The 13,681-nt window shown below is 38.4% G+C and carries 13 protein-coding genes; all 13 read right to left on the bottom strand.

Annotated elements, in window-relative coordinates; genetic code table 11:
- Window positions 1–53: 53 nt before the first annotated feature.
- Window positions 54–1,778, bottom strand: coding sequence for a DUF2326 domain-containing protein (locus BMX79_RS01195; protein ID WP_091478432.1), 1,725 nt, complete (start codon window positions 1,776–1,778; stop codon window positions 54–56).
- Complete coding sequence (locus BMX79_RS01190; RefSeq protein WP_091478430.1) at window positions 1,769–1,996, bottom strand: ABC-three component system middle component 6; 228 nt, start codon at window positions 1,994–1,996, stop codon at window positions 1,769–1,771. Before BMX79_RS01190 ends, BMX79_RS01195 begins: the two co-directional genes overlap by 10 nt.
- Window positions 1,983–2,954 carry an ABC-three component system protein gene (locus tag BMX79_RS01185; RefSeq protein WP_091478428.1) on the bottom strand — a complete coding sequence of 324 codons (972 nt, stop codon included), beginning with the start codon at window positions 2,952–2,954 and terminating at the stop codon, window positions 1,983–1,985. Before BMX79_RS01185 ends, BMX79_RS01190 begins: the two co-directional genes overlap by 14 nt.
- A gap of 34 nt (window positions 2,955–2,988) precedes the next feature.
- Window positions 2,989–3,201: a helix-turn-helix domain-containing protein gene (locus BMX79_RS01180; protein ID WP_091478427.1), complete on the bottom strand. Its 213-nt coding sequence runs from the start codon at window positions 3,199–3,201 to the stop codon at window positions 2,989–2,991.
- A gap of 107 nt (window positions 3,202–3,308) precedes the next feature.
- Entirely contained in the window at window positions 3,309–4,106 is a 798-nt protein-coding gene (locus BMX79_RS01175) for a recombinase family protein (RefSeq protein WP_256212633.1), read from the bottom strand.
- A 461-nt stretch (window positions 4,107–4,567) separates the two neighbouring features.
- Entirely contained in the window at window positions 4,568–4,909 is a 342-nt protein-coding gene (locus BMX79_RS01170) for a hypothetical protein (protein WP_091478425.1), read from the bottom strand.
- A 115-nt stretch (window positions 4,910–5,024) separates the two neighbouring features.
- Window positions 5,025–6,365 (bottom strand): site-specific integrase, encoded by a 1,341-nt coding sequence (locus BMX79_RS01165; RefSeq protein ID WP_177165382.1) that lies wholly within the window; start codon window positions 6,363–6,365, stop codon window positions 5,025–5,027.
- A gap of 207 nt (window positions 6,366–6,572) precedes the next feature.
- Entirely contained in the window at window positions 6,573–7,235 is a 663-nt protein-coding gene (locus BMX79_RS01160; RefSeq protein WP_091478422.1) for a hypothetical protein, read from the bottom strand.
- Between the two features lie 103 nt (window positions 7,236–7,338).
- Window positions 7,339–7,650 (bottom strand): hypothetical protein, encoded by a 312-nt coding sequence (locus tag BMX79_RS01155; RefSeq protein ID WP_091478420.1) that lies wholly within the window; start codon window positions 7,648–7,650, stop codon window positions 7,339–7,341.
- A 328-nt stretch (window positions 7,651–7,978) separates the two neighbouring features.
- Window positions 7,979–9,451, bottom strand: coding sequence for a restriction endonuclease subunit S (locus BMX79_RS01150; protein ID WP_091478418.1), 1,473 nt, complete (start codon window positions 9,449–9,451; stop codon window positions 7,979–7,981).
- On the bottom strand, window positions 9,452–10,921 hold the full coding sequence (locus BMX79_RS01145; protein ID WP_091478417.1) for a class I SAM-dependent DNA methyltransferase: 1,470 nt from the start codon (window positions 10,919–10,921) through the stop codon (window positions 9,452–9,454).
- Window positions 10,922–10,945: 24 nt separating this feature from the next.
- The gene (gene hsdR, locus BMX79_RS01140) at window positions 10,946–13,321 is read right to left on the bottom strand and encodes an EcoAI/FtnUII family type I restriction enzme subunit R (RefSeq protein ID WP_091478415.1); all 2,376 of its coding nucleotides are present in this window, start codon (window positions 13,319–13,321) and stop codon (window positions 10,946–10,948) included.
- A gap of 34 nt (window positions 13,322–13,355) precedes the next feature.
- Window positions 13,356–13,559 (bottom strand): helix-turn-helix domain-containing protein, encoded by a 204-nt coding sequence (locus BMX79_RS01135; protein ID WP_091478413.1) that lies wholly within the window; start codon window positions 13,557–13,559, stop codon window positions 13,356–13,358.
- Window positions 13,560–13,681: the final 122 nt, after the last annotated feature.

Here is a 13,681-nt window from a genome sequence, read left to right as displayed (position 1 = left end):
AGCAATGACTCATAATAAAGACAAGGTGACTATCTATAACAGCCACCTTTGAATTACATATCTTCTTCTATTTTGAACAATTTGCTCTCTTGAGAAAGCTCAACTACTATATTCCCTCTATTAACTAGCCCTTCAGGTAATTTATCTTTAAGAATTGAAACTACTAGTTGGATATTTTTTTTGCTAACAAAATCAGCTACCTTGTTAAGCTGATTATCATGCATTAATTCTTTCTTATCATTTAGCAAAAAATGTAATGCCGGAATTTTTTCTTCATCTGCAAATAAAATATATGCCAGATCAAAGCATAAAATTTCACCTTGCTTTTTACCTGAACTCATATTTGCATTGAACGAGCTAAACTTGTAAACCAGTTGATTATTTTTATTTATAACTTTATCATACGTAAGCGCATACTTTTCACCATAGAGCTCAGAAGAAATTGCTGAAAAATACTTGTTGAATTTCTTAATTTGAACTTTCAGCACTTCTTCGAAGTCGTTTGAAAACAAAAAATCGTCGATTGCTTTTATCTCTTTGTTTAGATCTTCAATATTGCTTTCGACTTCTTCTAATTGAGTAATTATGCTTTCATATTCCCCTTTAATACGATATTTATCATTTAAAGCTGAAATTATTTTCTCAAGTTCCTCAAAAGAGTCTCCTTTAGCAATCTTTTCAGATAACACTTTTTCTTCTTTTAATAAATCAGCAATAACTCTTTCTTCAACTTTAATTTTTTCTTCAAGTGTTGGTAATTGGGCAGTTATAAATTTTGTTTTTTCAACAAGCATATTATTGTGATATGCTACTAAATCTTCAAAGGTTTTCTGGATTCCGGAAACATTTTTTGCTGCCTCAGTATATAGCGTCTTAAGCTGTTTCAAATCAATTGCTGACGCATTATGTTCCATCTCTTTCTTAGCTTCTTCAATTAGATTTTTACGGATATTCATCTTACTTATCAAGGAACTAGATTTATTCAACCGATATTTAATCTGATTTAGTTGTTCTAAATCATTTTCGTAGTTTTCATTAAGGTTTAAGTTGGATTTCTTTTCTTTCAATAATTGAATATCATCTTCAATCATTGAAAGCGCCATCTCGTAGGCCGTTTTTGTTTGTTTTTTTTCAAGCCTGTCTCTGTATGTTTCCTCTTGCTTAATCTTAGTTAATACAGATTGTTTTTTGGCCCCATCTTCAAAAGTACATCCTAATAAGAATAAATACAAAGACTCATATTCTACGTCTGAAGTATATCTATTCAGCGTTTTTAATGTATTATTAATATTCTCATCGTTGTATCTTATATTGTGAGAAATAATCTGTCTGAATGTTGGTTTATCCGCCTTATGATTTGGGAAAATTAGTCTTTGTAATTCACCTTCAAAATCTTTATCTAAGACTTCTTTACCGTTGATTTTCCTTACAGCTTTCTTCCTTGATAAAAAATTCCTTTCAACAATTATTTCACGTGCATTTTCTTCTTCCAAACTCTCAGAAAGAATTAATGTGATTGAAATTTCATTGTTAATTAAATAATCTTTTACCAAATCGTATACTGCCTTCTTATTCTCAGTATCAGTATAAATAATTGATGGTTTAGCCCCTAAGCAAAAATCAATAAGTTTTAAGACAGTGGTTTTTCCAACATTGTTTCCTGTTGTTTGTTCAAACGTATCCGGTGTTTCATCTACAATTAAATTAAGTCCATAGTGAAAATCCATCTCTCGAATGATTTTATCACTTTTTGTTATTATCAGCTTTTTTATGAACATAGTTCAACACATCCATTCTCATCAATTTTAGCTGCATCAATGAGATATAGCCAATCCAAACTCAGTATGAACACCGGGTATGACATTTCATTCCTGTTTCTTACTCTTTGATACAAATCAAGTATTTTTTGTTTTGAGTTATCTTTTAGCTCCATCAGTACTACAGAGCCGTTATAATAAATAGAAAGTTCTGGATGAATATTATCAGGTAATAACATATCTATAGCCCTCCGGATTCTTAAAAATTTTACATCTAATAAATGCATCCACCACCAATATATTCACACACATTTCGAGCTCTTCATATGGAATTTCGATATAGTTTTTGCTTTTAAGTATAATATCAATCACTTTATCAATTATGCTATAAAAAACTTCATGTGAAGTTTCTAGCTCTTCTACAAGTTGTTGGTACTGCTTCCTAATTATTTGGAAAATAGATAAACTTTTATTGGATCCCTCCCTATCAAACTCAGCATACTTTTCATCTAATTTATGATAGAAAATTTTATAATCATCCATAGTATCCTTGACACTCGTGAGGTCATTAAAATCTATTTTTCTATCGATTTCAAAAGAGTTGATTTCTGGAGAATCTACATTTTCACTTAAGTTCTCTGATGCTAATACATTGATGATAGTAGCTAAATTCGTGTCCACTTTTAGAATATCAATTTCGGAACCCAGTTCTTCTTTTATGAACTCATATAAATCCTTTTGTTTATTGATGGGCATATTCAAAACAATGTTTAAAATAGTGCCAATATCTATAATATCCTCAGAAGGTAAAAACGATACTTCATGTGGATTTTTGTAGGTATACCCTCTTAGTTTCGTTGCATCTTTTGAGATTGATATAAACTTAAATTTGTATCCTGAGTATTCTTTAAATATCTCTTTGCATAATGAACTCTCAATTTTTTGTTTTGTGCAAGTTGATGAAACCTGAGCAAGTGTACTGTTTTGTGTATCTATTAAATCTATACCTTCTACATTCTGTTTAAACACATTTAAATTTACTAAGTTAAGGTTAAGCAAAATATTAAGTAGCTCAGCAAAAAAAGTTTCGGAATAAATGTTTAAATCTAAAATATTTATTCTTCCCCGTTGAGATATTCTAAGCCCCAACAACTGAAGTTTCTCTTCAACATAACTAAAATAATGTGATCTATTCATCGACTCATCCCCTAACATTACATCACTGCGAATCTTATTTTTCATCTATAAATAATAAATATGTTTCCACACCTAGTGCATCTGCAATTCTTTGGACATTTTCTAAAGCTATACTTCTTTTTTCTCTTTCAATTGCACTGATATAAGTCCTATGCAGTCCTGCCTTTTCAGCAAAGGCCTCTTGAGATAAGCCGATCAACGTCCTATATTTTTTTACATTGTGAGCAAATACTTTTATAATATCCATACAATTCACCTACTTTCCAAATAGCTTATCTCAAGAGAATACAATAAGTCAACATACAATGAGTAACATTTTTAATAATCGCTTTAATCAGTTGAATGTGTTTCTAACTATTCGCCATTACACTCCATCTCAGTTCCATCCATGAAGTGGATGATGATCTTCCCCGTTTCATAAACTTTGATGTGGTCCAAGGTTCTTAAGATAAAGTCCGTATCGATTTCTTTGATGTGTTTTGCATCTTCTGTCATATCTGCAAACTGGACAGCCCTATACTGTTCCAGTGGGTTTCCAAACTCTAAGGTGGTTTCCCACTTCTTTTTAAGTTCTTCTCGGTTATCAAGAAGTGCATTCCAGGAAAGGATGAAGGCGTCAATCAAAATCACTTCATCAATATGCCTATTGGTGCAGCCCTGTACCCCTTTGACCTTATAACGTTCCTGGCATTGCCATACCTTTCTGTAGCTGTTCTTTGACTTCCAGCCTTTTTTCGTGAAAGCCTGATTGCAGGTACCGCAGACTACCTTTCCTGCAAAGAAATTTCTTTCTGGATTGTGTGAGTAAGAATTGGTCCCATGTTCCTCGATGTAGTTGCTCCTTCTATCGTATTCCAGCTGGACCGCTTCCCAAATCAGCGGGTCAATAATGGCTTCATGGTTTTCTTCGATGTGATACTGCTGAATGTGGCCTTCATTCTTTGCTCGCTTTTTAGTCAAAAAATCAACAGTGTAGCTCTTTTGCAAAATGGCATCGCCCTTGTACTTTTCATTCTGAAGCATGCTTTGAATCGTCTTTGCATGCCACTTGGTCGTTCCATTCCAGTTCTTCACCTCTTCTTTTTCAAGTATTCGCTTGATGTGGTCTACAGTCTTGCCTGATAGGTATTCATCGTAAATCCTCTCTACAATTTTGGCCTGCTCTCGATTGATGACCAGCTTGCCTTTCTCATCGGTGTCGTAGCCCAGAAAGAGTTTGTGCTCATCTTGAACTGTCCGTTTTCAAAGCGTCTTCTAATCCCCCAGGTGGAGTTCTCGCTGATGGACCTGCTTTCATCTTGGGTAAGGGATGAGAGAATGGTAAGTAGCACCTCTCCTTTGGCATCGAGTGTGTTTATCGCCTCCTTCTCAAACCGTCAAAAGGCATTTCGTATCGTTTAGTAAAGTGCTATAAACCGCTTATTGTCTGGCTTTGTTGAAATGAGATTGTGTATTGTTCATTTTCGTTTTGGGGTTTATTGCTGCTTAAAACACCAAGTAAACACCAAGATTCTCGCCATATGCACACTTCTAAAAAATAAATGTGCTGCAAGGCTTTTAGTCTCCTTACAACACATTCTGAAATGCCCAGTGTACCCGATTTCGGTACACTTTTATTTTTGTTTTCTAAACCAGTTAATAATACCTCTGGCATCTTTAATTTCTTTAGTATTCCCTCCACTTTGACCATCATCATCATGATATTTATATTCCTCACGTATTCCGATATCTTCAGTAAAAGTAGATGTTTCTTCTTCCCAACGAGTATATTTCCCGTCTGAACTCCATCCATCATAACTACTTTTTTTCGTTTTTGACTTACCCTTATATTCGTCATCATAGTTATTTACGAAATCATGAAGGAAATCTACTTCTTCATCTTTTAAACGACTGTTGCTAGTATCCAAGTGTTTACTAATTAGATTCTTCTTTTCTTTTTTCTCTTTGCGATCCATTAAATTTCTCCTTTCTTTAATTTACATACCAAGTTGTGCACTGCTTGCATTTCCGTTCAAATCTTTTGCTAATATTATACCATGTTTTGTCTAACAATTCTGATAAAAACACTTTTTATATCACCCCATCCAAGGCATCGCTGATGGCACTTGCCACCTTCTCTGCTGTGGAATTATAAACCTGAGCATAAATATCTTCGGTGGTCTTGGTGTTGGAATGTCCAAGATGTTCTGAGATGAACTTCACCGGCACTCCTGCGTTTATCAGTAGGGATGCATTAGCATGACGAAGGTCGTGAACGTGAATGTTCGGCAGGTCATGTTTCTTCAGTAGTTTCTTCAGTAGCTTTTTCAGGGTGATGTTCAAATACCCGCCACTCATGTACTCACCCTCCATACCTGTGACCACTGCACCTCGGTCTATCCATTTTGATCCCAATTCTTCACTGTGTTTCTCCTGCCATTCTTTATGGTCTTTCAAGATGGCTTTCAATTCTGCAGGAATGGCTATGACTCTTAAACTGGATTTGGTTTTCGGAGTAGAGAGCTTATACTGACCATCTGCCCGGTAAAGGGTATAGCGGACAAAGATTGTTCCTTTCTCCAAGTCGACATCCTTCCAGTGAAGCCCACACAACTCTCCCGATCGCATTCCGGTGTAAATCAGCGTGGCTAATCCCACTCTGGCATTGGGATTTTGAAGTTCATCCAAATAGCCTAGAAGCGCTTTGCACTGATCGGCATCCAGGAAGTCTCGTTCTTTCTGTTTGCCCCTTGGGGATGTGGCATGAACCACTGGGTTCTTCCAGATGATATCCTTCTTTAAAGCTGTGTTGAAAATGGCTGAGGTAGCAGTTCTGATTCTAGCAATGGATGTGGATTCGATTCCCTGCTCCGATTCCGCTCTCACTTCTTCTACAAATAGGTCGTTTAGCTTTTTTCCAAAGGCGCTGGCTATTTTTTCAGCAGTTGACTTTCTAATGTGTTCCCCTCTTGCAGCTCTCTTAATAGTGTTTAATTCAACACCAGCTTTTCTAGATGCAGGTCTTCTCGTTCCATCTTCTAAAAGACTAGGGTCTTTCATTATATAGTACTTGCTGGTCTTTCCTCTTTTGTGCAGATGATTCAGCATCTCATCGATCCTTGCTGTGGTGATGTCTTTCAGTTTCAAATGTCCGATATAGGGAAGTACATAATTGTTCATGAGAAAGATGTTGGTGAGTAAGGTTCTCTCTTTCAGCTTATGTGGTGCGATCTGTTCAAAGTACCACTCCACCAGTTCTGAGAACCGCATATTCTCATCAAAGTTGGTCATGCCCATGCACTTCTTCTCAAATTCGTAAGCAAAGGATGTAGCCAGCTTCTCTGCCTTGTTCTCACTGACATTTCTCGGTGGCTTAAAGGTAGTTGTCTTTCTGATCTGTTTACCTTCCATGTTGTAGCCAAGAGAAACCATAATTCTGTAGGTATTTCCCCGTTTTTCTATACTTGGCATTGTGCCAGAAGCAGTAAAGGTTTTACAGCTGGCGTAGGGGGGATAGCAATCTCCACAGCCTTTATCCCGGACAACGGGCAGAGGGCTTCACGGATAAAAACGCAGATTCAAACAGGGTATTAAGAGAGGAAGATAGCTGAAAGTTGGTTACCTTCCTCTTTCCTTTGTTCAGTTTTTTGGTTTGCCATGCTTGAAAGCAGCATTGCCGGTTAGGTTTTTAAGCAGAAATTTTCTAATGGCTTTGTACTCATCTCCAATGAAGCCAAGTCTTAAAAGGAAACACCTGAAATCGTATTTTTCATTTTCGCTTTTCTTCGGTGTGGAGGCTACCCTGTTGCGGTCGATTGCCATCTTGCATAAGGCTTCGGTAAACTGAGTGTAGTGTTTGATTTCCTCGGCATCTTCTGTTTTTGGAAACCATGGGAACCGCACCTTCACCTCATTTTCGATAATCCTTAAATCCATAGAGCCAATAGACTTGGCGATGAGTTCGCCTTTGGCGAGGACAATCTTGTGGAGGTTCTCGATTGCCTTGCCGGTAAACATCTCTCTTGGTATGGATACCTCAATGCCATCAAAAGCATTCTCCCTGTAGTTTGTCGGTAGAAATCCTTGTGCTTCTAGGTCACGTACCATGTTGTCCACCTCAGCTGGTGTCATGGTGTCCTTGATGATCACAGCCCCTTCCCGGTCAACGGTCAGTTCGCCAATCTCATAGGCACAGGTGGGGACGCTGAGGTATTTGGGGATGGTGTTGAGATAGTCGCTGATTGCCTGCACCAGTTCCTTTCTGCGTTGCCCTTTGATTTCGTATGTGATTTTAAATTCCATGTTCATCATCCTTTCCTTATTTGGTTACACTATATATCACTCTAAAGTCACACAATAGCAAGTCATTTCTGTATGAAAACAACGAGTCCTAAGACCCGCCAAGTCATTCTTCTATTGATGTGTACCGGGGATATTCAAAGCCTTCCGGATTCGTCAATATCTTTTCTCCCGTTTCAAGATTGATGACTCTGATGCACCGAATTTCGCCCTTTTTGTTGTGACCGCCATCGCCTTTTTCAATCCATGGCTGATCTGCCAAAAAGTCACTGGTGAATTTCTTGAACTGTTCATCAGTGAGTACCACTTCCCGAATAACGGTATAGTCTGAACCTACAACACCTTTTTTATTTGCAGCTGCTGTTGCTTCTCGCAGCTCCTCAATGTTATAAAACTTTCGACCAAATAATGCCTTCATTTAAAGCACCTCCTGTAGTTTTGTTACTACATATATCACTCAACTCGCCCATGATAGCAAGACAAATCGTACATTTTAGGGCTGAAAAATGGGCTAAAATCAACGTTTTAAACGCCCAAAATTCAGCAAAATCGTATACTATGAAACGAAACAAAAATAGCCACACAACCCGTAAACTCTTTAATATCAAGGCTTACAAGGCTATGTGGCACTTATTTGATGCTATTGGGGGTATCCCCCCCCTATGGAATTATGCGATTTTTCACGCAAGACCCTGGCGCGGTCACCATTTTGAGAAGCTGTAGAGATTAGACCACCCCTGGGGGATTTAGTCTACCTTCTTTACCAGTTGTTTTGTGTATGGTAACAATTCTTCTATTTTCTCTACGATTCTTCTCTGTTCTGCAAGTGGAGGGAGAGGAATAATCATTCTTTTTAAATGTGTGGGTCCATAATGCTTTATAGTTCCACCAGACTTTTGTTCATTTATCTGTTTTATATAAGCATTAGACATAATAAAGTATTTAAAATATTCTTTGCTAATATTACCATACATCTTAAATCTTATTTGACCGGTATATGGTATTGCTCCTACTGTATCCTCCGTTACTTCACATATTTTATCCATTGAAGCACTTGTACTAATTACAATGTCTCCCAAATCTAACTTAAAGTGACTCCATTTTTTATCTACCATATCAGGGTCTAAATAGTTGCATCCATCCAGACTAAGATTATCTTCTTGCATACCAGCAATTCTAATTAAGGGGATACCAGAATTTCTAAAATCCTTTGCCATAATTCCTGGACCTTCTTGAAAAAAGGACATCTCTACAATCCTAACCCACTTCCAATTCTCCGGAATATCAAAGGGAATCTCATCTTCTGTAATCTCTGGAAGAGCCTTGGTCTTTTTGATCTTTCCTTCCTTAATCAGTTTCTTCTTCTCTTCTTGAATCTGCTTATAAAGTTCTTCTGCCGTTCCATCTTCTTCTCGCTGCTCTACCAGCTTGCCTTGGATGGCATATTGCAAAATAGACTTTTGCATATCTTCCGGGAACTTTTTATTCAGCTCCTCCACTTCAGAATAGGCTACATCGTATTTATCTACATAAGGCATCAGTTCTTCGATCTTTGCTACGATGCGCTTTTGTTCTTCTAGTGGGGGGAGTGGGATAATAATACTCTCCCATGAAGATTTGTTAATTATCGGAGTCGCTGTACCTGTAGCTTTGTGGGTCATGCTTACAAGAAAAAATCTAGAATCCATAAGATAATAAACATACAAATGATTGCAAATCAAAGGCGTAATCGCATTAATTTGTTGATTATAAGATACATCGACAGAATTTATTGCGCACTTGCCGATAGAACCACCTATACAAACTTGAAGTATTGAATTTCTTTCACTGACTCTTCCTACTTCTTTCCCTTGCTCGGAAAGTCCTTGATTATCATAATTGATTCCACCATTTAGAATATCACCAGGACAAATAAACGGGATGAAATTACCAAAATATTCAATTTTTGTTTTAGATGGAGTGTTTCCAGTTTGGGTTATTCCTATATCTATTAATCGTACCCATTCCCAATTCTCAGGGATATCAAACGGAATCTCATCAGCTTTGATTTCCGGTAGTGACTTCTGTTTTTTTATTTTACCTTCTTTTATCAGCTGTTTCTTCTCAGCTTCAATCTTCTTTAATAATTCTTCTGCAGTACCTTCTTCTTCCCGCTGTTCTACAAGTTTCCCTTGTATGGCAAGTTGAAGAATACTATTTTTCAAGTCCTGTGCATTCATTTAATTACCTCCAAGCATAGAAGTAATCTGTTCTAACACGTGATCAATTTCTGCATTTAGGGATGCCCGCTTCTCCTGGTATTCTTGAATCAAGTCCATTGGCTCAAGAATCACTTCTTCCTCATGAGGGAATCCACACAGATCAATGTTGTAGCTTCTTTCTAATATTTCATCTATTGTATATCTCTTAGCTTTTGGAAATCCATCTACTTCGATTTCTTCTCGGCTCTCCCACCAGCTTAAAGCGTCATTAAAATGTTCCAGTTTCATGGGTCTGGTTTTGGAGAAGTTCTTGTAGCCCTCTGGCATATCCACACGATAGAACCAGGTTTCCTTCGTCGGTTCTGTATTATCAAAGAACAGGATATTGGTTCTGATGGGTGTGTAAGGTGCAAATACGCTGTGTGGCATTCTTACTACTGTGTGAAGATTAAACTCACCGAACAATTTTTTCTTGATATTGAATTTCCCATTATCCGTTCCAAAAAGGAAGCCATCTGGAATGATTACAGCACATCTACCATTTTTCTTAAGTCTGTACATAATCACATTCATAAATAGGTCTGCTGTTTCAGAACTTCTAAGCTCTGTTGGGAAGTTGGATTTCACACTGTCTTTCTCACTTCCGCCGTATGGGGGATTCATCAAGATCACATCGAAAGGCTCCATCTTCCTCATATCTTTATAATCCATCTCTAGTGCATTACCATGAAGGATATTTGGATCATCGATATCATGGATGAGCATATTGGTCACACAAAGCATATGAGGAAGTGCCTTCTTCTCAATACCGTAAACAGATTTATTGTAGATTTCTCTGTTTTCCAGTGAGTTGCCCACCTGCTTATCCAGTTCATTGAGGGCAGAGGTCAAGAAGCCACCGGTTCCACAGGCAAAGTCTCCAATTTTATCACCCAGGACAGGTTTCACTACTTTAACCATAAAGTCTGTTACTGCTCTTGGTGTATAGAATTCCCCAGCATTACCAGCACTTTGAAGGTCTTTTAGGAAGGACTCATAGATAGCACCAAATTCATGGCGCTCCTTGTATTCTGTAAAGTCAATCTCGTCAATGATATTCACCACTTGTCTGAGAAGCACACCATCTTTCTGATAGTTGTTGGCATCTTCAAAGGCATAACGAACAATGACTTGACTCATTGGTGTGGTTTCGTCAATTTCCAAATTCTTAAGAGTTGGGAACAGTGTGTTGTTGACAAAGTCAAGAAGTCCATCCCCTGTGAGTGCTTCTCCATCTTTTCTGTCTACTGCCCAATCTCTCCATTTAAGTCCTTCTGGAATGATAGAAGTGTAGTTATCATTTAACAGTTCCCATGTTTCTTCTTTCGCATCATATATTTTTAGGAACAGAATCCACACGATTTGTTCGATTCTCTGAGCATCACCATTAACACCCGAGTCATTTCGCATCACATCCTGGATTCGTTTCACAAAGTTACTAATCGCCATTTTATCTACCTGCCTTCTCTATATTTATGCATAATAAATCTCGTTTTCTAGTTCCTGCACTGCCTTTAGATAAGCTTCCTTGCCACCAAATGCTTTCACTATTTTCATGGGGCTTCCGATCTTAGCAAATTCCTTTAGCTGAAGCACTTTTGTATCTTCTATTTCCTTGATGCCATCATTTGCATACTTATCAAGTAGGGCTTCAATAACCTCTTTGGCTACATCTGAGTATTTATATAGATAATGTCTTTTCTTTACATTCTCTGCCCGCTCCTTCTTGGTCAGCGGTGCTTTGTCATAGGCTATATGGCAGATGAGGTCAAAGTCATCCAGCTCCGTTTTACCCAGTTCTTCACGAACTGCTTCAAGTAGCACCCCATCATCCTGCAATTCATCAATGATGGCTTGTTTCTTCTCGGCTTCTGTCCAGGTGCGGAGGAACTCATCAAGCCTTGAATACTGCTGAAGAATATTCTTCTTGGTGTAGTCAATAAGGCTCTCAGTAATGAGCTTTCCGTCTTTATCCACATACTGAACTCTTTCTGAGAGAACTCGAACGGTCACATCACCGACATAATACTTTCTGGGCTTATCTTCACCTTCCTCATCGAAAGGCGGAGTGTCACCTGTTCCATACTCACCACCATCTTCTTTAACACCGTCATTCCCGGCATCTTCTCCAGTACCTTCTTCACCTTCATCTGTAGGTGTATCTGGTTCATCCACTGGATCATCTCCACAAAGGTCAATAACCACTTCCGGTTTACCATCGAAATCCGGATCGGCAAAAAGTCTACTGGCATTTCTAAAGTCCATAATGGTAAAGTAGGTCTTGCCGTAATCTTCAAGAAGGCGTGTTCCTCGACCAATAATCTGTTTGAACTCGGTCATGCTGTTGATGTTGTTCTCCAACACAATGAGTTTACACATCTTGGCATCCACACCTGTGGTCATGAGTTTACTGGTCACTGCAATAACCGGATAGGTACTTTCTTCATCAATGAAATTTTCAAGCTGTGCTTTCCCAATGTCATTGTCACCAGTAATACGCATGATGTAGCGATCATTCTCGGCATATAAATCTTTATTTTCATTGATCAGAGCTTGACGCATTCGCTCAGCATGTTCAATGTCCACACAGAAGACAATAGTCTTGCTGAACCGATCGGTCTTTTTTAAGAACTCTGTGATTTTGGATGCTACCACTCTTGTTCTATCATCAATAACCAGGTTTCTGTCGTAGTCCTTGGCATTATATTCTCGATCCTCAATTTCATAGCCGTATTTATCCACTTTGCCCGCTTCTGGGCGATAGCCCTCAAGGTCTTTATCTAGACCAATACGAATCACTTTATAAGGCGCAAGGAAACCATCATCGATCCCCTGCTTTAAGGAATACTCATATATCGGCTCTCCAAAATAAGTGAAGCTAGAGGCTTCCTTTGTTTCAATTGGAGTAGCTGTACAGCCAATATGTGTGGCTTCAGTAAAGTAGTCCAACACTTTTCGCCAGGCTGATTCTTCTTTAGCACTACCACGGTGGCACTCATCAATGACAATAAGGTCAAAGAAATTTGGCTGAAACTGGCGATAGGCTTCTTCACCATCATCACCAACTAGCTGCTGATAAAGTGCCAGATAAATCTCATAGGAACTATCCAGATTTCTATTCTGCACCTTGGTCATCTTTCCACTAAAGGGTTTAAAGTCTCCGGTCATGGTCTGGTCAATCAGCACATTCCGATCTGCCAAGAAGAGAATCTTCTTCTTCAGGCCAGACTTCCACAAACGATAGATCATCTGGAAGGTCATATAGGTTTTACCGGTGCCTGTGGCGCTAACCACCAGGACACGGTTTTGTCCTTTGGCAACAGCATCTACTGCTCTATTAATCGCTACACGCTGATAATAGCGAGGGGTTTTATAATTAGGTATGTAGTAATAAGGCTCTAGCATAACTTTTTCTTCAGCCTCGTCAAACCCCTTATCCATTCTGTATCTTTGGTACAGTGCTTCTGGTGATGGGAACTCTTCTAATTTCAGTTCCTTAACTTCACCTGTGATGAGGTTCTGCTCCACAAAGCCATCTCCATTTGAAGCATAGACATAAGGAACATCCAGTGCCTTGGCATAATCAATGGCTTGTTGAAGTCCAGCACCTACAGGCTGTGTATTGTCCTTTGCTTCCACAATGGCTAGAGGGAAGTTGTTTTTGTACGACAGTAGATAATCAGCACTTTTCTTTCTTCCTCTTGCCGTAATGTTTCCACGTAAAATAATACGCCCTGCTGTAAAAGCGTACTCCATCCTTATTTGCTTGTTATCCCATCCCGCATTCTGAATAGCAGGTGTGATATACCTTAATTTGATGTCCTCTTCAGACAAATGACTTTTCCCCATGAACTTTCGCCCCTTTCATTTTATTTAAACGATGTCAATCGAATTTAAACTCCATAATGTCACCGATATTACACTGGAGGCATTTACAGATTTTGTACATACTCTCCATGCTTACCGATTCCCCTTTGCCGAGGCGGGCGATAATATTATAGGTAATGCCGGCTTGATCCTTTAAGTCAGTTTTGTTCATCTTCTTGTCGATCAATAGTTTCCACAGATTATCATAGCTAATCACCATGAATCGCACACCTCCAAGGATGTAAAATATAGTTAAAAATAGTATAACACATTACTAAACGAAATAGAAAGAAAACCTTACATTATTGCAAGGTTATCAACTATAAACAAGCATTGATCATC

Source organism: Alkalibacterium pelagium, assembly GCF_900109325.1.
GTDB classification, from domain to species: Bacteria; Bacillota; Bacilli; order Lactobacillales; family Carnobacteriaceae_A; genus Alkalibacterium; species Alkalibacterium pelagium.
Note: the sequence above shows the minus strand (reverse complement) of the source record. Positions and strands in the feature narration are given on the sequence as shown.

Excerpts from the sequence above, each read along its gene's own strand:
- BMX79_RS01190 (WP_091478430.1), bottom strand. The coding sequence starts at position 1,996 with ATGTTATTACCTGATAATATTCATCCAGAACTTTCTATTTATTATAAC.
- BMX79_RS01165 (WP_177165382.1), bottom strand. The coding sequence starts at position 6,365 with ATGGTTTCTCTTGGCTACAACATGGAAGGTAAACAGATCAGAAAGACA.
- BMX79_RS01150 (WP_091478418.1), bottom strand. The coding sequence starts at position 9,451 with ATGAATGCACAGGACTTGAAAAATAGTATTCTTCAACTTGCCATACAA.
- BMX79_RS01180 (WP_091478427.1), bottom strand. The coding sequence starts at position 3,201 with ATGGATATTATAAAAGTATTTGCTCACAATGTAAAAAAATATAGGACG.
- BMX79_RS01145 (WP_091478417.1), bottom strand. The coding sequence starts at position 10,921 with ATGGCGATTAGTAACTTTGTGAAACGAATCCAGGATGTGATGCGAAAT.
- BMX79_RS01170 (WP_091478425.1), bottom strand. The coding sequence starts at position 4,909 with ATGGATCGCAAAGAGAAAAAAGAAAAGAAGAATCTAATTAGTAAACAC.
- BMX79_RS01155 (WP_091478420.1), bottom strand. The coding sequence starts at position 7,650 with ATGAAGGCATTATTTGGTCGAAAGTTTTATAACATTGAGGAGCTGCGA.
- BMX79_RS01135 (WP_091478413.1), bottom strand. The coding sequence starts at position 13,559 with ATGGTGATTAGCTATGATAATCTGTGGAAACTATTGATCGACAAGAAG.
- hsdR (WP_091478415.1), bottom strand. The coding sequence starts at position 13,321 with ATGGGGAAAAGTCATTTGTCTGAAGAGGACATCAAATTAAGGTATATC.
- BMX79_RS01195 (WP_091478432.1), bottom strand. The coding sequence starts at position 1,778 with ATGTTCATAAAAAAGCTGATAATAACAAAAAGTGATAAAATCATTCGA.
- BMX79_RS01160 (WP_091478422.1), bottom strand. The coding sequence starts at position 7,235 with ATGGAATTTAAAATCACATACGAAATCAAAGGGCAACGCAGAAAGGAA.
- BMX79_RS01185 (WP_091478428.1), bottom strand. The coding sequence starts at position 2,954 with ATGAATAGATCACATTATTTTAGTTATGTTGAAGAGAAACTTCAGTTG.